Origin of the sequence: Streptomyces sporangiiformans, from assembly GCF_005768555.2 — a bacterium.
In the GTDB taxonomy this organism is placed as follows: domain Bacteria; phylum Actinomycetota; class Actinomycetes; order Streptomycetales; family Streptomycetaceae; genus Streptomyces; species Streptomyces sporangiiformans.
The window spans coordinates 38131-59674 of record NZ_VCHX02000176.1 but is presented as its reverse complement, the minus strand read 5'-3'; the positions used below and the strand labels follow the sequence as shown (position 1 = coordinate 59674).

Genomic DNA, 21544 nt, shown 5'->3' with positions numbered 1-21544 from the left:
TGAGTGGTTCAGTGGCTGCCCGGCTGCGTGGCTGAGAGGTTGAGTGGCTGAGTGGCTGAGTGGCTCAGCCCCGCCGGTCGGCGACCGCCCAGGAGGCCAGCGCGACGGCCCCGGCGGCCCCGAACACCGCGGGCCAGGCCCCCACCTTCTTGGCCAGCGGATGAGACCCGGCGAAGGCAGCGACGTACCCGACGGTCAGTGCCCCCGCGGCCTTCCCGCCCGCCTGCTGCCGCCACTGCCGCGCCGCCGCGGCCCCGGCGACGGCGAGCACGGCCCCGCCGAGCTGCCGCTTCCTGGTCCAGCGAGCGACCCCGTACCCACCGATGAGCCCGCTCGCCGCCACCGCCGCGGCCGGTACCTTCGCCATCACTGCCTCGCTTCCCGATTCGTACGTACGTCTGGGGCGTACGTACGAACCGAGGCTAACGAATCGGGAGGCCAGGCCCAGAAGTGAGTCGAAGGTTGTCAACTTTCCTCCCACGCGCTATATAAGAAGTCGTAGGGCATCGCACACAGTGCCGCACGAAGGGAGTGACCCGTGATGCTCATGCGTACCGACCCCTTCCGCGAGTTCGACCGACTCGCACAGCAGGTCTTCGACTCCGCCCGCCCCGCGGCGATGCCGATGGACGCCTACCGGGCCGGCGACGACCTCATCGTCCACTTCGACCTCCCCGGCATCGACCCCGAGTCGATCGACCTGGACGTCGAGCAGAACGTGCTGAACGTACGCGCCGAGCGCCGTTCCCCCGCTCCCGAGGGCGCGGGCGTGATCGTCGCCGAGCGTCCCACCGGCACGTTCACCCGTCAGCTGTTCCTCGGCGACACCCTCGACACGGAGCGCATCGACGCTGCGTACGACGCGGGAGTCCTGACGCTGCGCATCCCCGTGGCCGAACGCGCGAAGCCACGCCGGATCCAGATCAGCGGCGGCGACCGCAAGCAGCTCGCCGGCTGACGCCCTTGCGCCGTACCGCCCCGCAGCCCCGTCCGCGGGGCGGGGCGGGCGCACACCCATACCCATACCCCTTCCCATACCTATGCCCATGTCCGGGCCCAACTCGGAGGAGGAACACGCGCGATGAGCGCGACGACCGCGATGAGCACGGCGAACGCAACGAACATGACCAGGCCGGGCGCCCGGAGCACGACGAGCTGGGGAGGCTTCGTCGACGCCGTACGGGAATCCGGCCAGTACACCACCGCGGCGGAGGCGGAACGTATCGCCCGCATCGTGCTGTCCGCCCTCGGCGGCCACGTCGTCGGCGACGAACGCGTCGACCTGGCGCGCCGAATGCCCGAGGAAGCGGCGCGAGTCATCGCATCCCGGATACCGGCCACCCGGCAGCTGACCGCCGCCGAGTTCGTGGACGACGTGGCCGCCCGCATCGAAGGGGCCACTCCGGTAACGGCCCGATGGGACGTCAGCTCCGTCCTGAGCGTCCTGGCCTCCACCGTGGGCGACGAACTGGTGGTCCGCGTCCTGCGGCAACTCCCGTCCGGTTACGCCCTGCTGTTCGGCCGAGCCGAACTCGCACCCATGACGTGAGCGGGCACCCATGACGTGAGCGGGCGGCGGCCCGGCCGTGCCCCTCCCTCCCCTCCCCGCCGGGCGGGAAAAACGAGTTGTCGGCGGTGAAAACGGGCGCGCAGACTCGTCATGGCGGGAAAGAGGGACCATGACGATGGCGAAGTCACCGCAGGACGCCCCACTCCAGGCGCTGATACACGCGCTGGGCAGCGAACCCCGGCGCCCCGCAGTCTTCCGCGACCTGCTCCGCCGCGGCCCGTCCGCCGTACCCGCCATCCGGGAGGGCCTGCGGCACACCCACCCCCGCGTGCGCGAGCAGTGTTGCGCTCTGCTGGACCACCTCCTCGTGGAGGAGGCCCTGGACGACCTGTTCGCCGTGCTCGACGACCCCGACGCCGGAGTGCGGGTGGCGGCCCTGCACGCCTTGTCCTGCGAGCGATGCAAGACCGACGCCTGCAGCCCGGACCGCGCGGTGGTCCTGCCGCGGGCCATCCGGATGCTGCACCACGACCCCGACGCCCACGTCCGCGCGAGGGCCGCCGAACTGGTCGGCCTCTGGGTGCACACCTGCCCCGAAGCGGCCGATGCCCTCACCCACGCCCACGACGCCGACCCGTCCCCAGCCGTCCGCAAGAAGGCCGGCTGGTACGCACCCGGCGGCCCCATCCACCGCCGAACGGCCCCTCAACCGACCCGCAGGTCATGACAGTTACCCGGCCGCCCACCCCGACCGGCCCCACCCACCCCGGCCGTGCCCCCACCGGCCACGTCACCACCCCCGACGGCACCCGACTGGCATACCGCGACCACCACCCGCCGCCCCCGACGCACGCCCCTCGCCCTCCACTCCTCCTCCTGCACGGCCTCGCCGGCCACATGGGGGAGTGGGACGACCTGACGGAGCGCCTCCTGACGGACGGCCACAGGGTGGTGACGTACGACGCCCGAGGTCACGGCGCGAGCACGCGCCGCCCACCGGACATGACGAGAGCGTCCTCGGTGACCGACGTGACCGCGGTGATCGAGCAGCTCGCCCTGGCCCCCGTGACGATCGCCGGCCAATCCCTGGGCGGCCACACGGCCCTGCTCACCGCGGCCGCCCACCCTCACCTGATCCAGGGCCTGATCCTCGTCGAAGCGGGACCGGCCGGACCGAGCCCCGACCTCCCCAAGGAAATCGGAAACTGGCTGGACGGCTGGCCGCTGCCCTTCAAGTCCCTGGCCGACGCGGAGGAGTTCCTCGGCCACGAGGCCTGGGCGCGCGGCCTGGAGCAACGCCCCGACGGCTGGTACGCCCGAGTGGACCGCGACACGATGGTGGCCGCGGTGGCGGAACTCGCCGAACGGGCGTACTGGGACGAGTGGGAGCAGGTCCGCTGCCCGACCCTCGTCCTACGCGGCGCGAAGGGCTCCATGCGGGCGTCGGAGATGACCGAGATGGAAACCCGACACCGAACCCGAGACCAAACCGGATACCGATCCCGCCGCCCGACGTCCTCGACGACAACCGAGACGATTCAGGACGCGGGCCATGACGTACACCTGGACCAGCCGGAGCGACTACACGAAGCGATACGGGAGTTCCTGAACCGGCACAGGAGTTCTTGAACCGGCGCTTGTGGACGGTCGGAGGGAGATCAGACCCGATCCAACGGCCGATGCGGCTCGTCCGGGAGCTTCACGTCGATCACGTCCCCGGGGCGCACCACACCGCCCTCCTTCACGACGCCCATGATTCCGGCCTTGCGCACGAGGGCCCCGGCTTCGTCACGGCCGACGACCTGCTTCAACAGACCGTCCTGGAAGTTGTCGATCTGCAGGCAGGGGTTGCGCAGGCCGGTCACCTCCACCACCGCGCCGTCACCGATGCGCAGCAGGGTTCCGACCGGCAGCCCGAGCAGGTCGATGCCGCGGGTCGTGATGTTCTCCCCGAGCTCGCCGGGCGCCACCTGGAACCCCGCTCCACCCACTTCGGCGAAGAGCTCCTCGTGGATGAGGTGGACCTGGCGCAGGTTCGGCTGAGTGGGGTCCTGCGCCATGCGCGAACGGTGCTTGACCGTCACACCCGCGTGGACGTCCCCCTCCACACCGAGCCCGGCGAGCAAGGTGATGCTGTCCCGGTTCGGCTTGCTGAACGAGTACACACCGTTGCTGCTGACTGCCGTCACGGCCCCGGTCATGATGTGGTCCCCCTCTTCAGTGGCGCGATCTTCCAAGAGCCTAACCTCGACCGGCCCACGGTCGGGGCCCTTCGGCCGACGACCGGCCGCGCCTTGCACTTAGTTCAAGAAATCCCTTGCACTTAGTTCAAGCGATGCTCTACCTTGGAGTTGCACTTAGTTCAGGTCGCGCTGCGGCCTCCACTTGAACTAAGTGCAACGAGTCCCAAGTCCCAAGTCCCAAGTCCGGAGCCGGCGCCGAAGTGGCACCGCCAGGGGAGGAGAACCCGACCATGAACGCCTTCGTTGCCGCACTGCAGCTGCTCGTCGCCACGGCCTTCTTGAGCATCCCGCTGGTACGCCACCGCTACGGACCCACCGCGATGGCGGGCGCGGAGGCGGAGCTGGAGCGCCAGGGCATACGGACCACCGTCCTGACCGAGAACGGGATGCGGTTCGACGCCGGCGGCCACGAGACGGCGATCCCCGCCTCGGTCGCCGCGGTCATGGCGGCCGTGGCCGCGCTCAACCTCTCAGGCGGCCCCTGGGCCGAGACCCTGACCTGGGTCTTCCAGTCCATCGTCCTCGTCGGCAACTGCCTCATCCTGCACAGCCAGTTGACCGCCGTGAAGTCCGTACAGACCGCCTTCGCTCGCAAGGGCGACCCGATGCTCGCGCGCATCGACGTCCCGGCCCTCCTCAAGGCGGCCGAGAACGGCTTCCCCTCCTGGGTGGGCGCCCTCCAGAACGTCCGGCACGCGGTGGTGTTCGGCGCCTCGATCCTCGCCCTGACCGTGATGTCCCTCGCCTGACGCGCAGCTCAGCCCCACTAGCCCCCGGCCCACGGTGGGGCCAGCCATACCCCGAGTTCGGGGGCGTACGTCCTCGTGCCGGTGAGCGGGCCACGGCATCGTTCAACTCAGCCGATCCAGAGGCTCACAACCTCCATCCGGAAGGAAAACTCCCATGAAGTCGCTGCTCTCGTCGAAGCCGGGAAAGGCGCGCGAGACACGGCGCACGGAGCGGATGGACACCGCCCTGGACGGGACCACTCTGGGCGGGACCAACCTGGACGGCGTACACCAGACCCCGGCCGCGGCCGCCCCCGGCCCGCTCGCCTCCTTCGCCCGGTTCGTACTCTGCGGCGGCGGCGTCGGGTTCGCCTCCAGCGCCGCCGTGGCACTGCTGGCCACGCTGCTGCCCTGGGTGGTGGCGAACGCACTGATCACCGTCGCCTCCACCCTGCTCTGCACGGAGCTCCACGCACGCTTCACCTTCGGCGCCGGGGGGCGTGCCGGATGGCGCCGGCACCTCCAGTCCGCCGGGTCGGCCTCGGCCGCGTACGCGGTGACCTGTGCGGCGATGCTCGTCCTGCACGTGGTGCAGCCGTCGGCAGGGGTGCTCTGCGAGCAGATCGTCTACCTCAGCGCCTCCGCGCTCGCCGGCATCGGGCGTTTCCTGGTGCTGCGCCTGTTCGTCTTCGCCGTCGGCCGGAACGGGGCCCGGAACGGGGTCGGCAGGAACGGGGTCGGCAGGAACGGAACCACGGCGCGGGCGAAGAGCCCGGCGCCGGTTCAGAACACCGTACTGACGATGCAGTCGGCGTTGCCGGTGCAGCCGGTCAGTCAGCCGGCAGACGGCCATTCGTCGCACAGGCCGAACAACGCGGCCTCGACCAGGGCCATCAGGTGCACGGCGAGGGCAGCGAGCGTGGCGAGCAGGAGCGGGACCAAGCGGCAGAGTAACTCGCCGACACACGGACGACAGTCGGCCGTTTCAGGTCTCACCCCGTGCCGAGCAGCTGGTCCCCGGCGACCGCGGCCGGCGGCTGGGCCCCACCAGCGGAAAACGCCCGTACGTGAGTGTGCGGTGCCGCCCGCCTATTCCGACTCCTGAAGGTAGAAGCGGGGACCGATGACGGCGACGACCAGGGCCACAGCCATGACGGCCAGGGGAACACCGTAGAACAGCAGGACGTACATGATCAGTTACCTCCATGGACCGGGACCGGACCCGAGACCGGGGCCGGACCCCAGACCGGAACCGGAACCGGAACCGGGACCGGGACCGGGACCGCGACCGGGACCGGAACCGAGGCCGACACCGGCCCCGTTCGCGGACGCCGTACGCGCGAACTCGGCCTCGGCCTCGGCCTGGGCGTGAAGCCGATAAGCCCGCGGGTCGAGGACGTAGGCGAGGGCGTAGACGACGATGTTGACGGCCACGCCGACGATCAGCGCGGTGATACCGAACGGTTCATGCAGCTCCCACCGCCAGATCGCCATGGCGCCGCCCCCCGCCACGATCGCCGCCGTCCCCGCGATGTGGCTGCGGAAGCCCCACACCACGCCGAGGATCAGCGGGGCGACGACGGTGGGCGCCCACAGGTTGTAGGCGAGCAGCAGCGCGTCGATGATCGACGGTGCCGAGAGAGCGAAGAACGCCGCTGCGACTCCCACCACCACCGTGACCAGACGCTGCACCACCAGCAACAGCCGCTCGCCGGCGCCGCGATGGAGGAAGGAGACGTAGATGTCCTTGGCGAAGGAGACCGCCGTGGCGTTGAGGTACGAGTCCGCCGTCGACATGATCACGGCGAACAGGGCGGCCAGGACGAGCCCGCTCATGCCCACGGGCAGTAGCTCGGAGACGACCGTGGGCAGGGCCTGATCGGGTTCGATGTCCGGGTACACGACGCGCGCCACCAGACCGATGGACGCGGTGACGAAGTAGAAGCCGACCGAGAAGATCCCGGCCAGCAGAAAGCCGTTCCGGGACGCCAACGGGTTCTTGGCGGCGAAGGCGCGCTGGGCGTACGGCTGTACCAGGGTCTCACCGAGCAGGAACGAGGCGAAGACCCCGACGAAGGCCAGCGGAGTCCAGCCGCCCAGCAACGACGTATGACTTTCGGGGACGCTCGCCATCAGCGCCGCGGGGCCGCCCGCATGGGACACCTCGAAGAGCAGGATGACGGGCAGAAAGATGCTGAAGATCACGAACTGGGCGACGTTGGTCTTCACGACCGACCACATGCCGCCGAAGGTGGCGTACAGCAGCACGAATCCCACCCCGACGAGGACGCCGACCAGCTTCGTGGTGCCCAGCAGCAGATGGAAGACCGTGCCGACGGCGAGCACTTGAGCGCCGAGGATTCCGGCGCAGACGGTGACGGACAGCAGACCGGTCAACAGCCGGGCGGCGGGCCCGTAGTGGGTCTCCATCACGTCGCCAACTGTGTGTGCTCCTCGGTAGTGGCGCAGACGCGGTGCCACGAACTGACCGACGAGCACCGTCTGGACGGAGAAGGCGCAGATCGCGAACAGGAACACATAGCCATCGCTGAAGGTGCTGCTCGCGGTGCCCATGACGGCCCCGCCCCCGATGAAGGACGCGGCGAGGCTTGCGAAGACCACCCCACCGCTGATCCTGCGGCCGGCGACGGCGAAGTCGTCGGCGCTGTCCCGGTTGACCGACTGCATGCCAATCGCGATGAGGAAGTAGAAGTAGATGCTGATGAACAACCAGTCGAGCCAGTTCAGGGACGCCACTGTGCCGCACTCCTCGTAGTGCAATGCCTGCTGAGTGGGAGCCCAGATCGTATGGCCGGGACCAGACACGTGTCCCTGTACGCAGTGCAAGAACATCGGCGTCCGTCATCGTGCAATGCGTACAGTTGGCTCGCGTGTCGCGTGTCGCGTGTCGCGTGTCGCGTGCGCATGTCGCGTACGGCGAACGGCGAACGGCGTGGCGGAACGTTGGGGGAGCAGCGGAAGCAGGGGGAGCGCGTGGCCAGGGTCGTGGAGCTGTTGCACTACCCCATCAAGGGATGCGCCGGAGTCTCGACGCACGACGCGGTGCTGACCTCCGCAGGTCTCGCCCACGACCGGACTTTCATGGTCACCGGTGAGGACGGCGTGTACCGCACCCAGCGGCACTACCCGCGGCTGGCTCTGATCCACCCTGGGCTCAGCGCCGACGGCGAACGGCTCACCCTCCGGGCCTCCGGCCGCCCGTACTCGTCGGAGATCGACATCGACGTCGACACGCTGGGCCCTCGCCGCGACGTGGATCTGTTCGGAGCGCCGTTCACGGGAATCGACCAGGGTGACGAGGCCGCCGCATGGCTGTCGGAGGTTCTCGGCGAGCCGAGCCGCCTGGTGCGGGTACCGCCCGAGCACGACCGCATCACCGACGGTCGCACTCCCGGCACTTCCGGGTACGCCGACAGCTCCGCCGTCCATGTCCTGTCACGGTCCACGCTGGACCTGCTGAACGAACGGCTGAGCGAGCGCGGCGCGCCCGCCCTCCCCATGGACCGCTTCCGCCCGAACATCGTCATCGGCGGCTGGGACGTCCCCCACACCGAGGACCGTGCTCGCGGGATCACCGTCGCCGACACGGAACTCGGCTACACCAAGCTCGCCATCCGCTGCGTCGTCACCACGGTCGACCAGCAGGCCGGCACCAAAGTGGGCCCCGAACCCCTCCGCACCCTCGCCACCTACCGCCGAGCCGCCGAGGGCGGCCTGGCCTTCGGCACGAAGTACGCCGTGCTCCGCACGGGCAAACTCTCCGTGGGCGACGAGGTGCACGTCACCTTGTGGGGCGAGCCGGAGGTGTAGCCCGGCCGCCGCGGCTCGAAGGGGTGAGTCGGAGATCGATGTCGACGTCGACACATCGGGCCCGCTCCGGGGTGTGTCGGTCCGACCGTTGTACGCCGACGGTGGCTGGAGGCCGGGCCCGATCTGCGTAGTCGGCGGACATCTCCGAGCCGACGCGACGTGCCGCGCATCCCGCCCCTGCCGCCTGTCGTGTGATGCCGTGTCATGCAGTTCGACTCGGGCCGATCCCTCTTCTGCATGACCAGGAGTAGGCATGCGATCGCGTTGCCATGCGGTGAGGGCGGGAGGATCGTAAGGGCGTGGTCAGCCCGGGGGAGCGCCGCCCGCGGCACAGGTGCGCACGCTCGTACCGATCTTCCGTCGGCCTGGTCGCGCACGCCTGCCTCCCGTCGGGCCAACGAAGGACGACGGCAGCGGTAGCGGCCGCCGCAGAGGCGGAGAGGCGAAGACATGGCAGACGGCCAGCACATCACCACGGGCATCGTCATCGCGGGAAACGGGATGGCGAGGGAGTCACACGAGCCGGGGGCGGCTGAGGTACTCGAAGTGCCGGAGAAGGCGGGCCGGGTCGTCCAGCAGTACGGACGGGTGGGGATCGTCCATCTGGAACCCGGTGCCGGACACGAGCTGACGGGCGACGGGATCCGTTCGGCGAGCAGCTTCACCGAAGCCGAACTGCGCGATCTGGAGCCCTTCGAACGGCTGGTCGTCGAAGCGCAACGGCTGCGGGAGTCCGACGAGTTTCGCGAGGCGAAGGAGCGCCGGACTCTGGATGCCGAAAACGTGGGGGCGGGCGGCTGCATCGCCTCGACCAGCCCAATGGAGAGCGGACGTCCCTCCGCCGCGGAGACCGCGACACGCAACGAGTATCTGGAGGGAACGGTAGGCATCGGGTTCGTCGTGGTGAGCGGGCCGGGTGACCTTGCCGTGTCCGACAAGGAGTGGGGCAAGTTCGGCGTCGAGGCGATCGAGGCATGCGAATTCTTCAGGAAGGAAGCGCCCCCGGACGCAAAACCGCGGTTCTCCGGCTCCTTCGCGAAGGTCACCCTCGACGTCCCGAAAAGCCCCACACGGGACGGCCAAGAGAGGGAGAACCTCTGGCTGACGCCCACTCTGGAACAGCTGGGACACACCTCAGTCCTGTCCTACGTGGACGAGGTGCAGCGCCGTCTCGATACGCGGTGGGCCTACTGCATCTTCGTCCACAAGTACCCCATGCAGGGAGACAAGAACGGCTACGCGAAGCCGCAGGACGCCTTCACGGCGATCCATGCCACAGGCGGCACCTACAGCCCCGACAACATCGACTTACTCATCGCGCACGAGACGGGGCACATATTCGGCTGCCCGGACGAGTACGCGTTCGCGGGGGCCGACTACGGCGAACTGTCAGGCCGGTTCAAAATCCCGAACGGCAACTGCGCGAATCACGCTCTCCATGGCGGCAAGCAGTGCGTGATGAAGCTCGATGCCCTGGCCCTGTGCGAGTACACCCGAAGCCATCTCGGCTGGCAGGTGGAGGGACCGCTGATGTCCCTCAACCCGGGCAACAAACACGTCATCGACATCGCTCAGGGGTCCCTGCAGAACGGGATGAACGCCATCCAGTGGCCCTACCAGGCCGGGAACAACCAGCGCTTCATCCTGCGTGCCGCCGGTGGCGGCGCTCTGAGCATCGAGGCGAGGCACTCGGGAAAGGTACTCACTGTCCTCGACGCGTCCATGGAGGACAACGCCCCGGTCGTGCAATCCGACTGGGTGGGCGGGGATCACCAGCAGTTCCAGCTCCTGGAGACGAGCACCGGCACCTACACGCTGACGGCGTCTCACTCCGAAAAGGTGCTCGATGTCGGCGGGCCACCCCTCGTCCGCGGCCAGCACATCGTGCAGAAGGCCCCCAGCATTGCCCGGTCCAGCCAGATCTGGACGTTCCGCGCGCTGCCGATCATGGCGCACCATTCGGGAAAGATGCTCGATGTCTTCCAGAGCAGCACGGCGAACGGAGCTCAGATCATCCAATACCCGGGCACCGGCGGGGACAACCAGCGGTTCATGATCCAGCCGTTGGAAGACGGATACGTGCGGCTGGTGGCACTGCACTCCGGCAAGGTGCTCGACGTTACCGAGGGTTCCAAAGCCGACGGAGCGAAGCTCGTGCAGTGGGATTGGAACGGCCGGGAGCACCAGCAGTTCAGGATCGAGCGCCAGTCGGACGGATTCTCCAAGATCATCGCCAGGCACTCGGGCAAAGTCCTCGATGTGCAGGGGGGATCCCTGAATGACGCAGTATCCGTCATTCAATGGACTTGGCACGGCGGTGAGAACCAGCGCTGGATGGTGGCGTAGCGGTACCCGCACCTGGTCAACCGTTCCGATGTCCCGCATCACACCGGGCCGCCCGCTCTCTTACAACTCGTGCCGGGGAGCTCCTTGGAGCCCTTTCACTCGGGCCATGGAAGCACGACACGGGCGAAGAAGCGGGCGGCCCCCCACGGCGCTCACCAACCACCAGGCCCACCAAAACCCACGCACCCACCCACACTGAGCTCTTTCCAGCGAGTGACGCCCATCACAGCAGGAATGTGTCATACAGGCTCCCGACCCCGCACGTGTTCCAGGCGCAAGGTCCCGTTAGGGACACCACGAGCACTGACTCGGAGCGATTCGTGACCCTGAAAACCATCGTGGCCGCCGGTGCCGCGACGTCCGCGGCAGCACTGTCCATGGTCGCCATGGCGCCGAGCGCCACGGCGGCAGAGGCGTCGCCGGACGCCGCCGCCAAGGTCCTCACCTGCACGACGTACACGCCCGACGGCCGGACGGGCACCGCGAACTGCACGAACAACACCAACCGCACCATCGCCTTCCGCTCGACCGTCGTCTGCGGCATGGGGCTGGACGCGGCCGGCGCCTGGTTGACACTCCCCCCGGGAACGTGGGGCACCTCCTCGGGCATCTGCCCGGAACTCAGCACGGGCGTGGGCAGCGTGAACTGGGAGGAGGGCTGAACATCATGAGCCTGAAGAAGACACTGGCCGCCGGTGCGGCGACGTCCGGCGTCCGGCCCTCTCGATGACCGAGTCGGCGCCGAGCGCGGGCGCAGCGCAGGCGTCACCGGACGCCGCCGCCAAGGAGCTGACGGGTCTCACCAGTGCCGAGGGCCTGACCGGCACCGTCGGCTGCCGGAACAACACCAACCGCACGATCGCCTTCCGCGCCGTGGTGACCTGCGGCTGGTCCAGGGACGAGTACGGGGAGTGGAAAACGCTCACCCCCGGTGCAACAAACACCTCCAAAGCCACCTGCGCGTACTGGAGCTCGGGTGTCGCCAGCGTGAACTGGGAAGAGGCCTGACGCGCCGATCACCTGACGTCAGCCGACGGCGTTACCAACCTGCTGACGGGGCAGGCCATTTGAGGGCTGACCAAACTCAACGACGAAGCTCCTGGTAGCCGGGTTCTCAACCAAGACCACCCACGCTCACCAGGGGCTTCGCGTGCCCTTGTACCCGTCGGCGCCGTGGGCCTACGCAGCGGAGCCTTCCGCCCGGATAGTGGTGGACCGCCTCTTCCCGCCGGTGGAATCGCCCAAGCGCATCAGCACATGGAACCCACACCCAGTTCGGCAAGATCGTGGTCAGGACGACCCACTGACCAGAGCACCGCCCGCCAAGCCCCGTACAAAAGCCCTCCAAGCCGGCACCCGAACGGCGACGACTGGCCCACCGCTCACCTTGGAATCACGTACGAGCGCACCGTCCACGCTGTGGGCACACTCGACGCACTCGGTGCCGCTGCCGCCGCTGTACGAGGACTTGAACCAGTGGGGCTCGGACCGTACGGCCATCACGACTCCTGGCTTATGCGATGGATCAGCGCCGCGGAGGACTCGAGGTCGAGTGCCTGTGCGCGAAGGTATTGGAACGCCAACCTATAACGCTCCAGTTCTTCGGGCTTCTCCATGAAGAGCCCACCCCCGAGGATGTCCACGTACACGACATCCAGTTCGGGAGTCTCACCTCCCAGGACGACGAAGCTCCCAACTGCCGCCGCATGAGCCCCGGTTGAGAAAGGAAGGGTTTGTACGGTCACATGGGGCAGCTCTGAGACGGTCAGTAGGTGCCGAAGCTGTTCACGCATGACCTCTGGTCCGCCAACTGTGCGTCGGATCGCTGCCTCGTCAATTACGCACCAGATGTGCGGTGGCTCCTCCCGCTGGAGGAGTTCCTGTCGCCTCATGCGGATGTCGACCATGTGCTGCACCTCCCTCTCGGGGCACCGCATTTCCGAGGCTCGGTGAACCGCCTCGGCGTAGGCACGGGTTTGGAGGAGCCCCGGGATGTACATGCAGGCGTAGTGGTCCTCCCGTACCACCTCGTCTTCCAGCGTGAGCATGAGGTTCATTGACTCAGGGATGGGGTCGGCGAGTGACCGCCACCAGCCTTGAATTTTCGCGCCCTTCGCCAACTCAACCAGGGCAAGGCGTTCCTCGTTCGAGGCGTCGTACTCACGACAAAGGGCATCCACGGCAGGCCACTTGACCGAGCCTTCCTTGGTCTCGTACCGGCTCAGCGTCGCCTTCGAGATGCCGACGCGTGTGCCTGCTTCCTCCAGGGTGAGGCCTTTGAGCTCGCGGAGGCGGCGCAGGTCGGCGCCCAACTGGCGCCTACGAGTAGTAGGTCCGACTGCCATGTCCCAAGCCCTTCATGTGGATCTGTCAGATCGTGCGGCTTGCTTAACCACAACGGCAAGGTGGTGCGCGCCGGGGGCGCGCGGTACGCAGACGCACTCTCGTTCCCCTCAAAATGAGAGTTCCATTTTGAGAGTTCCACTGCAACTCTAGGTGTGTGGTCGATTGCGTACCGCAACTCGACGAACTCGAGTGACATCAGAGGAGTTGAAGGATGGACTGCATCGCGGGCGTGCTGAGGAAGCCCTGGGACCTCTCCTTCTTGGCCGAGCCCAAGGAGGTCGCGGGCCTACGCCGAACCGTGCGGCTGCACTTGGGCCTGTGGGGCTTGCATGAGCTCATCGACGCAGCCCAACTCTGCGTCAGCGAGTTGACATCCAACGTCATCACTCACGTGGGCATCGGAACCCCAACTACGCTCGCCGTCTCGATGAGTGGCACGCACCTACGTATCGAAGTCCACGACCCTGACACGCGCGCACTCCCCACCCTCGTTTCCGCCAACTGCGACTCCGAGGCCGGTCGCGGAATGACCCTCATCGATGCCCTCGCCGACCGATGGGGTGTCCAACTCCTCGCCGACCGCAAAGTGACCTGGTGCGAACTAGAAACAGGGCTGGCTACCGCGGACGGTCATAGCGGCGGTGCGCGCGTGACGAGAGCCGAAGCCGTGCTCGGGCTCTATCAAGCGGCGCGACTTCCCTGCACTACAGCTCCGAACCCGCTGAGTGTGGCCATCGCAGAGGAAGCCGCGATCGACGTGATCGCAGACCTTCTGCATTGGCTGCATGCCCATGGCCTTGATGTTGATGAAGCCATCGATCGCGCTCAGATGCACTTCGAAGCGGAGGTGGAGCTGGCACGGCAGGGGGAGTGAGTTCACCCAGCAGCGATAGCGGAGTACGTCCACACGTCTGCCGGGATTTCGTGTGCCAGCTTCCACGTAATCGCCATCGGGTTGCTCCCCTTGTGCTCGACATACTCGGCCGGGCCGAGCAGCATCCACGGTTGGGCTCCACCGATGTCGGTGTTCTTGAAGCGGCGAACGAAGACCAGGATGTGGCTTCCCTCAGCTGCATGACGCTGGTAGCGCAGGCCGGTGGCGGACCTCTCCGATGTCTGGTTCTGGGACTCCCAGTGGAAGAGGGACTCGCTCAAGGCGTAGTCGTGGTATCGAGTTTGCGGGGAGAAGTCCTTCTCGTCCTTGTTCAGAGTGATCAGTAGAGCATCGGTCTTCACTGATTCGCACCACCTCACGCCCTCACGGAAGTCGCCCGGCATGAAGCCGCCGATGTACGACTGGCCGAGCGCAGGGAGGATCTCCTCTCTGCTGTAGGAGGCGTGGACAGTCAACGGGAAACCGGTATGGCCGCCCATTCCTGACAGAGGGATCGGGATGTGCTCAGTATGGGCGAGGTTGTACTCGAGCATCTGGCGAACCTCGCTGCGTACGGCGTCCTGATTGCGGAGTGTTGCGAACCCAGCGTCGTAATCCTTGAAACCCTTGCGGGTACTGCCTCCTAGTGGCCAGAACTGGAAGAAGAGCATCCGGGCATACGCCTGTCCCCGTTCATCGAGGTCAACGTAGGAGGGGGCGTCGTCCTCCAACATGCGTGTGTACGCCTCGACCCGCAGCGGATCGTCGACATGGAGGAAGGCCGGCACACGCTTGAGGAGGGCAGCCTCACCCTCCGGTGGCTCACCCTTGAGGAGCCCCGCACGTCGTAGCAATCCTGTCCAGGAGTTGCCGTTGCCGCGGTACAGCTCCTTCAGCTCCCGACCGCTCTCATAGAGGTAGGAGCTCAGCTTAGGTTCGGCATAGGCCGCAACCTCGCGGGCTAGTGCGGTGACGTTGACGCCGATCTGGTCCTTGATGTTGTCGATGACGGTCTTCTTTGCCTTCTCCTCAAGCATGATCTGGCAGCCGGACGGAAGCTGCGGGAAGTCATGCTCGATGTTGTCCAGGAGCCGCTTGCGGGTGAGGTTCGTCAAGACCCGGAACTGGTTCTCGAAGCGGAACTCCTTGCGGTGCTGGCCGATGAAGTCGAGCACGGTGAGCACCGCTTTGTTCTCGCTCCGGCGTAGACCTCGACCGAGTTGTTGGAGGAACACGGTTGCGCTGGACGTTGGACGCAGCAGAAGCAGGGTGTCTACGTCGGGGATGTCGAGTCCCTCGTTGAAGAGGTCTACAGAGAAGATCACTTGCAGAGCACCGGATTTGAGATCAGCGAGGGCTTGCCTACGCTCCTCGGCCCGAGTCTCTCCCGAGAGGGCGAGGGCTTTCAGGCCAGCGGCGCGAAAGTACCTGGCCATGAAGTGGGCGTGCGCCACCGAGACACAGAAGCCCAGCGCTCGCATTGCGCCCGGCTCAACGACCTTCTCATTCACGGCCTTCACAATGAGCCGCGCCCACGCGTCGTTGCCGGTCAGCAGGTTACTCAGGGCGGTCTCGTCGTAGGCTCCGCGCTTCCACTCCACCGCGCTCAAGTCGGTGTTGTCGCTAATCCCGAAGTAGTGGAAGGGGCTGAGTAGTTCGTTCTCCAGCGCCTCCCACAGACGCAGCTCGGCAGCGATGCGGCCGTCGAAGAATTCGTCCTGGATATTCCGGCCGTCCATACGCTCAGGTGTTGCCGTCAGCCCTAGTAGTTCCAGCGGTCGGAAGTGCTCGACGATCTTTCGGTACGTTGGTGACGTACCGTGGTGGAACTCGTCGATCACGATCACGTCGAAATGATTGGCGTCGAGCCGATCCAGCGCCCGAGCGTTGAGCGACTGCACGCTGGCAAAGACATGGGTCCAGCGCTCCGGAATCTCTCCGCTGTAGAGCGCCTCTCCGAAGTTCGCATCTACCAGGATGTCTTGGTAGGTCCGCATTGACTGCTGAAGGATCTCTTTGCGGTGTGCGACGAATAGGAGTCGTAGATCGCGGCCGTGCTTCTTGCGTAGATGCTTGTAGTCAAGTGCAGCCATCACGGTCTTCCCGGTCCCCGTCGCCGCAACCAGGAGATTCCGGTGCTGGTCATGGATCTCGCGCTCCACTTCCAGCCGTTCAAGCATGTCGCGCTGGTGCGGGTACGGACGTACCTCAAGACCGGACAGGCTGATCCTGCGATCGGCGGCTGTGATGGACGACGTCCCGCCCGCAATGGCCAACGCCTCCTGAAGCCGGGTGCCGTCGGTGTCAGGGTCGTACGTCTCGAATGACGGATCGTTCCAGTACGCATCGAAGGTCGCATCGAACTTCCGCAGCACGTCAGGCGTGGCTACGGACGACAGCCTGACGTTCCACTCCAAGCCGTCGAGCAACGCGGCCTTGGAGAGGTTGGAGCTGCCGACGTATGCCGTGTCGTATCCGCTGTTACGGCGGAAGAGCCAGGCTTTGGCATGGAGACGTGTCGTCCGGGTCTCGTAGTTGACCTTGACCTTAGCGTTGTACTCCTGCACCAGTCGGTCGAGCGCCCGCCGTTCTGTTGCACCGATGTAGGTCGTAGTGATGACGCGTATGGGGACGCCTCGCTCATGAGCGGCTCTCAGGGACTGTTCGATGATCCGCAGTCCATGCCACTTGACGAAGGCGCAGAGCAAATCCACGCGGTCGGCCGTGGCGAGCTCGGCGCGAAGCTCGAAGCCGAGGCTGGGATCTTCCGGCGAGTTGGTGATCAGAGCCGTATCGGAGAGTGGGGTGACTGGACGGACCGAGAAGACACCAGGCGCCTCGTTCCTTGTGAGAGCGAGGAGTTGACGAGGCCCTGCGGCCACGAGATCCACCCACTCACGTGCTCCATCGAGCGTACTGATGGACTCGAGGATGTGATTCGCGGCGTACACCCGCTCCTCGGCCGGCAGGCCCTGCAGCACCCGCTTCACTGTGTTAGCGACATGGCCAGTCAGTACGTGCGGAACGGATTCGTCCCCTACCGCGTTGCTGATCGGATGCCAGCCCTGATCGGTGAGCTCCTTGAGCTGCTGCTCGAAGCGCAGCGTGATGAGCTGCTCGTACAAGCCCGTGACAGGTTGTGACACATCCGTCGGCTCGGACACGCAGTGGCTCCCTTGGTCGCTCAGGCGGCTGTGCCATGTCTAACAGAGGCCACTGACACCTAGCCACGGAGCGACTGAGCCGGTAGGGCGCCTTCATGATGTACGCGCAGGGTGGGCGCGCTGTCTGCTGAGCGCTGGTTGTTTCGGGAACGTCAGCAGCAGTTCTGACACGGCGCTACGCCAGATGACCTACGATATTGGCATGACTCAGGAGAAGCTCGGCAAGATTCTCAGCTCAGTTGCAAAGAGAATGCGAGCCGACTTTGAGCAATCCAAGACCTTCAATCACAACGGCGAGGCGGGTACGTCGCGCGAATTAATTATTCGCGACTTCCTAGCGGGATATCTACCGCCTCATGTTGAAGCAGTACACAACGCGGAAATCGTGACTGCGACCGGAGAAACTTCCCCCCAGTGTGACATCGTACTCATTGACCGTGGAACGCCCTCCTTCACTACCTTGAGTGGTTACCGGATCATCCCGAATGAGTGTGTATATGGGGTGATTGAGGTGAAGACCAAGCTGGACGGCGACCAACTCGCAGACGCATGCAATAAGATCAGTAAGTTGCGACAGCTGCCGAAAAACTCTTATCGCCCCACACCTGGATTAATTCCGAGATCTACCTCGGCATACGGGAAGGCTCACGACTTCTTCCCGACATCTGGGATCATTATTGCCTTTGACAGTCTAAAGCTGGAGACCGTCGGTGGGCACCTCGCGAAATGGTGCAGCAGTCGAGATCTCGTTGAATGGCCAGATAGCGTCTGGGTGCTTGGCAAGGGGCAGCTGCAATGGCAGAGCCCGGTAAACGGATATATTGATAGGTCTCCCGAGCCAGGGGCGTCGCTTCTGCAGATCGACGCAATACCCAACCAGGATATCTTGCTGCCCCTTGCGCTACACCTTAATATTCACTTCTCGGACGCATGGATGAACCCTCTAGACCTTGTGCCTTACTCGGATGCTACGCCTTTGGGTACATCCGTCCGCCGTTGGCCAATGGGTCAAGCCAAGCATCAGGCTAAGGCGCTGGACAAACCTTAGAGCCCTCCAGGGGATTTGAGCCGACAGTAAACTTTCCGCTCTCTGAACGATGGATTAACCCGACCTCGTACCTCTCGCAAAGGTCGTACATATCTGTGTCAGGTGCGGAAGGTAGGAGGATGATCCGCTTGGGGGACCCGGGATGTGCTTCTGTGCTCACATACCGGCTGTAGTCCAGAAGTTGCCCGAGGGCCATTCTCACGTCCTCGCGGGCGCTCGCACCTTTGACTTCGTAAAGTATGTGATCTGTCGCGTCATACAGGTCAGTTCGAAGCGTCGAGCTCAAGCCTCTGACTTTTATTTGGAAAGCACCAACCGTGTGCCCTAGGGACTCAAGGTAATCCTTGTATGCCTGGGTTAATTCTGCTTCGCGCCGCACAGCGATAAAAGATGCCGTGGCGGACCGAAGGCTCATTCTCGTGTTAAAAGATTCTGGTACAACAAATGTTCCGCTGGTTGCGGCATTGACAGGCTTACTTCGCGAGCTTGGCTTCTTCCTTCTTTGCTTTGGCTGCGACAATGCACCACCTGTTGCGGGAGCGGATTGGAGCATCGCCGCTGTGACCACGGTAAAGGGCACAAGCTCTGCGGTGGTTTCCTCTGCCGGCGGGATTATATCTTTTTCGGAACGCTGTACCTCACCATCCGGCCTCAGTCGGAAAACCACCACATTTCGATCGCGGCCGTCGGCGCCATGTATTTGGCGCCAAGCGTAGGGCTGTAGTCGATCGAGTGAGAATTCGCCAAGATATTTATGGGTCTTTGTGCCACTCCCGGGCACTTTACCAACTTGCGTAAATGTCCTCAGTGCGCGACCTTGCTCGGCGTGCTTCAGGATCGCCCTATTCCCAGCTCCTGCGACCCCTTCAAAAGTCTGGTTCCCTGACATCCCGGCCCCGGTGTATTCGAAGACCGGGCCCAGGTCGTCATCTTCGGCAAGCCACCCATCGTAGTAACCTAACTTCTCGCCCACGGAGGGGTCGGAAAATAGGTTCACGCTCTGCATTTCAACGGAGGGGCAAATCCCTCCCTGTGCACTGCCTCCAAACACCTCACGGATCTGGGCTCTTGTGACAACGTCCCCGGGGGCTATGACTATCTCCTTCTTTGTCATGTATAGATCATGCCACTGGTCTGAGGCTCCGCAAGGAGGAAGCGCAGCAGAGGGGGTACCTTGCGCCAAGTTACGGGGGGTGGTTGCTGTTTCGCCTCCGCCAGCGGGAGCAGGTTCGCGCCCACGGCATCGCCCAAGCCATCGCCGACGTGGTCACTGGCTCCGCCGCCACCCTTACCTGACGCTGGCCGAGTGCCTCATTGATGCCTATGACTCGGCCGACCGGCCAGGGGCGGAGACCTTCACCCTGCACATTGACGACGGCGGTCAGTACCTGCGGCAGCCGGAGCTGCCCAGTCTGCCGCTGCCAGGGCCCTGACGACCCGTACGCCTGTGTCGAACAAGTCCCCATTGGGCAGAGACACCGCGCGAGTACAGCCACGGGAGGCCACGCACCATGACGACCCCCGCCCCGTTCGCCTGGGTCGCCGAGGCGCTCGCCTTCGTTCTGGAAGTGGCGGGGGTCGTGGCCCTGACATCGATCGGGCATCGTGGCCTCGCCCTTTGAGTGCCTTCACCATGCGTGGTCTGTAGCAGTCGGCCGTACGGGCCGGGGGGCTTCTGAAGGAGTTCCACCAGAAGCTGCCTAGTGGCTTGTCGCGGTTCCTCGACCGAGTAATCGACGTGCTGTTCGGCGGTCAGCACACACCACGCGGATCTCCGGCGACCCGCTCGCCTGCCGCCTGCGCGTCCTCAGTGCCGAGGAAGGCACAGCGCGGGGCGCAAGGCCCAGCGGCGTGCCGCCCGGGCGGGTCCACAGCGCACGTTGGGCCTACGATGACGCGGGCGACGGGCGGGCGAGCCGCCCCGGGGGAAGGCGGACGCACATGGAGTTCAACGGAGGCGGACCCGTAACGCAGCCACCCGTTTCGGCGACACCGCCCACGCCACTGGGCCGTGGGCTTGGTTCGCTGCCGTGGTTGGTGACTGTCAACGGCGTGTTGTGGCTGCTCCTGCTGCCTGCCATCGCGGCCATCATCGGCGACGGGATCGCGACGGTGACCGCCGAGCAGAAGTTGACCTTCTTCATCGGTACCGTCGTCGTGATCGGTGGGGCCGCCCTGGTCAACGCGCTGTTCTCGCTGGCCATGGGGCGGGCGCTCGCGCTTGTCGAAGGGCCGAAGGCGGCGCGGGCCTTTATGTCGGGCGGGCTGCTGCAGTTCACCTCGGCCGCGACCGGGATGCTTGCGTTCGGTCGGTGGGAGACCTGGTCGGACGAGACGACACAGCTCACCGTCGGCGGGCTGGCCACCGCCTGGCTGGCTTACAGTTACGGCCACTTCCAGCAGGCCCGTGCCGCCCGGCACATCGCGCCCAAAGCGTGGCAGTGGCATGCCGTGACGCCTGCCGTCGGCCTCCTCGGGGTGCCCGTCGTCGCCTTCGAGCCCGACCTCGACGAGTACGGGGCGGCCGGGATCGCGCTCGCCATTGCTCAGGTCGTGTGCGGTCTGGCGTTCCCGATCGTCATCGGGGTGGTGTGGCTGCGGTACGGCGCGGGTCTGCGGCGGATCGTCAGCAGTGGCGGGGGTCGGGTCCCGACCGGGCAGGGAGCCCACGCCGGAAATATCACGGCGGGACCGCACTTGCCCGGACAGGCTCCTTTTGCACCCCCGTTGCCAGGACAGGAACCGGCCGGACAGACCTGGCCGCCGCAAGAGCCGCAAGGGCACGCTCCGCAGGACTAGTGGCTTGTCACGCGGCTTTGGCCGGGTATTCGGTCCACTGACGGATCGGTGAGTCGGGCGCGAAGTCGGTCTTGGGCTCGGCGCGGGTATTGCGCCAGCGGATGTAGGTGCCGATGGCGGCGCTCTGCTCCACCTCCAAGATCAGGTCCTGGAGACAGTCTGCTGACCACCGGGCAACACGTCGATTACCCGGCCGAGGAAGCGCGACACGCCACTAGTTCTTCCGTGCGTCGGCAAGCCTGTCCAGCTCGCGCATTGCCTCGGCGTGGGCGCTCATCCGGCGGCTCAGGCTGCCGCTCGTGAAGAGTGCCACGCCGGCGACCGATACCGGCACGGACAGCCCGAGCACGGCCAGGGCCTCGGGCCAGTCACGTTCGTTCTCACACCAAGCACCCCTTTGCAGGCCATCGTTGGCCGTACCGCGCTCGGTGAGCAACCGTGATTCGCACTCCTGGGGGTAACGGTCGTCGGGCTCCTCGTCGACCTCGTACGGCGTGAGCAGCAACAGGAAACACCAGGTCCACAGGAGCGCCGCGAGGGACAACAGGCCGATACCCCAGCTGCGTATTCGACTGGCTCGGTCGCGAAAGTCGAGGTCGAACTCACGTGAGCGCATGGCGGACGAATCTAGCAGCGCCGTTCACATGCCCAACGA

General features: G+C 65.7%; 21 protein-coding genes and 1 pseudogene. 13 read left to right on the top strand and 9 right to left on the bottom strand.

Annotated features, from left to right (window positions below):
- Positions 1–64: 64 nt before the first annotated feature.
- Positions 65–367 carry a hypothetical protein gene (locus FGD71_RS31305; RefSeq protein ID WP_119103916.1) on the bottom strand — a complete coding sequence of 101 codons (303 nt, stop codon included), beginning with the start codon at positions 365–367 and terminating at the stop codon, positions 65–67.
- A gap of 174 nt (positions 368–541) precedes the next feature.
- Between FGD71_RS31305 and FGD71_RS31300 the strand changes: the two genes are divergently transcribed.
- From FGD71_RS31300 to FGD71_RS31285, 4 genes are all read left to right on the top strand, one after another.
- Entirely contained in the window at positions 542–958 is a 417-nt protein-coding gene (locus tag FGD71_RS31300; RefSeq protein ID WP_119103915.1) for an Hsp20/alpha crystallin family protein, read from the top strand.
- A 165-nt stretch (positions 959–1123) separates the two neighbouring features.
- Positions 1124–1549, top strand: coding sequence for a DUF2267 domain-containing protein (locus FGD71_RS31295; protein WP_240436860.1), 426 nt, complete (start codon positions 1124–1126; stop codon positions 1547–1549).
- Positions 1550–1679: 130 nt separating this feature from the next.
- Positions 1680–2237 (top strand): HEAT repeat domain-containing protein, encoded by a 558-nt coding sequence (locus tag FGD71_RS31290; RefSeq protein ID WP_240436857.1) that lies wholly within the window; start codon positions 1680–1682, stop codon positions 2235–2237.
- Positions 2234–3139 (top strand): alpha/beta fold hydrolase, encoded by a 906-nt coding sequence (locus FGD71_RS31285; RefSeq protein ID WP_119103913.1) that lies wholly within the window; start codon positions 2234–2236, stop codon positions 3137–3139. Before FGD71_RS31290 ends, FGD71_RS31285 begins: the two co-directional genes overlap by 4 nt.
- A gap of 29 nt (positions 3140–3168) precedes the next feature.
- Here FGD71_RS31285 and FGD71_RS31280 read toward each other — a convergent pair whose 3' ends face one another.
- Positions 3169–3711 (bottom strand): MOSC domain-containing protein, encoded by a 543-nt coding sequence (locus tag FGD71_RS31280; RefSeq protein ID WP_181359311.1) that lies wholly within the window; start codon positions 3709–3711, stop codon positions 3169–3171.
- Between the two features lie 272 nt (positions 3712–3983).
- On the opposite strand from FGD71_RS31280, the gene FGD71_RS31275 reads away from it, so the two are divergent.
- Entirely contained in the window at positions 3984–4502 is a 519-nt protein-coding gene (locus FGD71_RS31275; RefSeq protein ID WP_119103912.1) for a hypothetical protein, read from the top strand.
- 214 nt (positions 4503–4716) lie between these two features.
- Positions 4717–5175: pseudogene (locus FGD71_RS31270) on the top strand (hypothetical protein); the annotation flags it as partial.
- Positions 5176–5678: 503 nt separating this feature from the next.
- Here the strand turns inward: FGD71_RS31270 and FGD71_RS31265 are convergent.
- Positions 5679–7238: a sodium:solute symporter family protein gene (locus FGD71_RS31265; RefSeq protein WP_162931275.1), complete on the bottom strand. Its 1560-nt coding sequence runs from the start codon at positions 7236–7238 to the stop codon at positions 5679–5681.
- Positions 7239–7475: 237 nt separating this feature from the next.
- Between FGD71_RS31265 and FGD71_RS31260 the strand changes: the two genes are divergently transcribed.
- The 4 genes from FGD71_RS31260 (at position 7476) to FGD71_RS31245 (ending at position 11666) form a co-directional block, all read left to right on the top strand.
- The gene (locus FGD71_RS31260; RefSeq protein WP_119103910.1) at positions 7476–8312 is read left to right on the top strand and encodes an MOSC domain-containing protein; all 837 of its coding nucleotides are present in this window, start codon (positions 7476–7478) and stop codon (positions 8310–8312) included.
- Between the two features lie 450 nt (positions 8313–8762).
- Entirely contained in the window at positions 8763–10658 is a 1896-nt protein-coding gene (locus tag FGD71_RS31255) for an RICIN domain-containing protein (RefSeq protein WP_119103909.1), read from the top strand.
- A 320-nt stretch (positions 10659–10978) separates the two neighbouring features.
- Entirely contained in the window at positions 10979–11320 is a 342-nt protein-coding gene (locus FGD71_RS31250) for a hypothetical protein (protein WP_240436856.1), read from the top strand.
- Positions 11321–11384: 64 nt separating this feature from the next.
- Complete coding sequence (locus FGD71_RS31245) at positions 11385–11666, top strand: hypothetical protein (RefSeq protein ID WP_119103908.1); 282 nt, start codon at positions 11385–11387, stop codon at positions 11664–11666.
- 282 nt (positions 11667–11948) lie between these two features.
- Here FGD71_RS31245 and FGD71_RS31240 read toward each other — a convergent pair whose 3' ends face one another.
- Both FGD71_RS31240 and FGD71_RS31235 read right to left on the bottom strand, forming a co-directional pair.
- Positions 11949–12158, bottom strand: coding sequence for a DUF397 domain-containing protein (locus FGD71_RS31240; protein WP_119103907.1), 210 nt, complete (start codon positions 12156–12158; stop codon positions 11949–11951).
- Positions 12158–13003: a helix-turn-helix domain-containing protein gene (locus FGD71_RS31235; RefSeq protein ID WP_119103906.1), complete on the bottom strand. Its 846-nt coding sequence runs from the start codon at positions 13001–13003 to the stop codon at positions 12158–12160. Before FGD71_RS31235 ends, FGD71_RS31240 begins: the two co-directional genes overlap by 1 nt.
- Positions 13004–13215: 212 nt before the next feature.
- On the opposite strand from FGD71_RS31235, the gene FGD71_RS31230 reads away from it, so the two are divergent.
- Complete coding sequence (locus FGD71_RS31230) at positions 13216–13878, top strand: ATP-binding protein (RefSeq protein WP_119103905.1); 663 nt, start codon at positions 13216–13218, stop codon at positions 13876–13878.
- Positions 13879–13880: 2 nt separating this feature from the next.
- Here the strand turns inward: FGD71_RS31230 and FGD71_RS31225 are convergent, their stop codons facing one another.
- The gene (locus FGD71_RS31225; RefSeq protein ID WP_119103904.1) at positions 13881–17042 is read right to left on the bottom strand and encodes a DEAD/DEAH box helicase; all 3162 of its coding nucleotides are present in this window, start codon (positions 17040–17042) and stop codon (positions 13881–13883) included.
- A gap of 202 nt (positions 17043–17244) precedes the next feature.
- Here FGD71_RS31225 and FGD71_RS31220 point away from each other — a divergent pair, with 202 nt between their 5' ends.
- Entirely contained in the window at positions 17245–18090 is an 846-nt protein-coding gene (locus tag FGD71_RS31220; RefSeq protein WP_140935986.1) for a DUF6602 domain-containing protein, read from the top strand.
- Here FGD71_RS31220 and FGD71_RS31215 read toward each other — a convergent pair.
- Positions 18068–19204 carry an SRA domain-containing endonuclease gene (locus FGD71_RS31215; protein WP_140935985.1) on the bottom strand — a complete coding sequence of 379 codons (1137 nt, stop codon included), beginning with the start codon at positions 19202–19204 and terminating at the stop codon, positions 18068–18070. The genes FGD71_RS31220 and FGD71_RS31215 overlap by 23 nt on opposite strands.
- Positions 19205–20124: 920 nt before the next feature.
- Here FGD71_RS31215 and FGD71_RS31210 point away from each other — a divergent pair.
- Positions 20125–20889, top strand: a complete 765-nt coding sequence (locus tag FGD71_RS31210) for a hypothetical protein (RefSeq protein ID WP_140935984.1) — start codon at positions 20125–20127, stop codon at positions 20887–20889.
- A 7-nt stretch (positions 20890–20896) separates the two neighbouring features.
- Here FGD71_RS31210 and FGD71_RS49755 read toward each other — a convergent pair whose 3' ends face one another.
- Entirely contained in the window at positions 20897–21028 is a 132-nt protein-coding gene (locus FGD71_RS49755; protein ID WP_276147168.1) for a hypothetical protein, read from the bottom strand.
- Between the two features lie 75 nt (positions 21029–21103).
- Complete coding sequence (locus FGD71_RS31205; protein WP_119103902.1) at positions 21104–21505, bottom strand: hypothetical protein; 402 nt, start codon at positions 21503–21505, stop codon at positions 21104–21106.
- Positions 21506–21544 lie beyond the last annotated feature (39 nt).

Bases quoted from the DNA above. Each gene is read 5' to 3' on its own strand.
- FGD71_RS31290 (WP_240436857.1), top strand. From the start codon at position 1,680: ATGACGATGGCGAAGTCACCGCAGGACGCCCCACTCCAGGCGCTGATA.
- FGD71_RS31245 (WP_119103908.1), top strand. From the start codon at position 11,385: ATGACCGAGTCGGCGCCGAGCGCGGGCGCAGCGCAGGCGTCACCGGAC.
- FGD71_RS31295 (WP_240436860.1), top strand. From the start codon at position 1,124: ATGACCAGGCCGGGCGCCCGGAGCACGACGAGCTGGGGAGGCTTCGTC.
- FGD71_RS31285 (WP_119103913.1), top strand. From the start codon at position 2,234: ATGACAGTTACCCGGCCGCCCACCCCGACCGGCCCCACCCACCCCGGC.
- FGD71_RS31275 (WP_119103912.1), top strand. From the start codon at position 3,984: ATGAACGCCTTCGTTGCCGCACTGCAGCTGCTCGTCGCCACGGCCTTC.
- FGD71_RS31230 (WP_119103905.1), top strand. From the start codon at position 13,216: ATGGACTGCATCGCGGGCGTGCTGAGGAAGCCCTGGGACCTCTCCTTC.
- FGD71_RS31280 (WP_181359311.1), bottom strand. From the start codon at position 3,711: ATGACCGGGGCCGTGACGGCAGTCAGCAGCAACGGTGTGTACTCGTTC.
- FGD71_RS31300 (WP_119103915.1), top strand. From the start codon at position 542: ATGCTCATGCGTACCGACCCCTTCCGCGAGTTCGACCGACTCGCACAG.
- FGD71_RS31305 (WP_119103916.1), bottom strand. From the start codon at position 367: ATGGCGAAGGTACCGGCCGCGGCGGTGGCGGCGAGCGGGCTCATCGGT.
- FGD71_RS31240 (WP_119103907.1), bottom strand. From the start codon at position 12,158: ATGGCCGTACGGTCCGAGCCCCACTGGTTCAAGTCCTCGTACAGCGGC.
- FGD71_RS31205 (WP_119103902.1), bottom strand. From the start codon at position 21,505: ATGCGCTCACGTGAGTTCGACCTCGACTTTCGCGACCGAGCCAGTCGA.
- FGD71_RS31215 (WP_140935985.1), bottom strand. From the start codon at position 19,204: ATGACAAAGAAGGAGATAGTCATAGCCCCCGGGGACGTTGTCACAAGA.
- FGD71_RS31220 (WP_140935986.1), top strand. From the start codon at position 17,245: ATGACTCAGGAGAAGCTCGGCAAGATTCTCAGCTCAGTTGCAAAGAGA.
- FGD71_RS31235 (WP_119103906.1), bottom strand. From the start codon at position 13,003: ATGGCAGTCGGACCTACTACTCGTAGGCGCCAGTTGGGCGCCGACCTG.
- FGD71_RS31255 (WP_119103909.1), top strand. From the start codon at position 8,763: ATGGCAGACGGCCAGCACATCACCACGGGCATCGTCATCGCGGGAAAC.